Source organism: Methylobacterium sp. C33D (assembly GCF_053345825.1).
This window is the reverse complement of the sequence record NZ_JBKFAV010000157.1, coordinates 1-334: the sequence shown is the minus strand read 5'-3', so window position 1 is coordinate 334 and position 334 is coordinate 1. Positions and strand designations below refer to the sequence as shown.

General features: G+C 66.8%; 1 protein-coding gene. It reads right to left on the bottom strand.

The genetic code is table 11. The annotated features are described in order from the left end of the window. Positions 1-334 (bottom strand): DUF898 family protein (locus tag ACLBXO_RS31840; protein WP_447687929.1); only part of this gene is annotated, 334 nt, incomplete at both ends.

Below are 334 nucleotides of genomic sequence, written 5' to 3'. Positions count from 1 at the left end.
CGGGGCCAGGGCGGGCGCCACGAGGGAGACCGCGAACAGAGCGACGTAGATCGGCACGAGGATCGCGAGCGCGACGAGGAAGCCGAGAAACAGTTCCTTGCCGGTGCCGGTATACTCGGCGGGCGTGCCGTCGAGCGCGGTGCGCACCCAGAAGAAGCGGCGCAGATTGGTGACATACCAGAATCTGTAAATACCGAAGGTCACGATCGAGAGCAGGAAGCCCTTCAGCGCCAGCCCTGTGAGACCTTTGACCCGCGGGTCGAAGGTCACGGCGGCCACGCGCGTGCGCGGAGCGCCGCTCCGCGTATCGAGCCGGGTCCCGGTTCCGGAATTC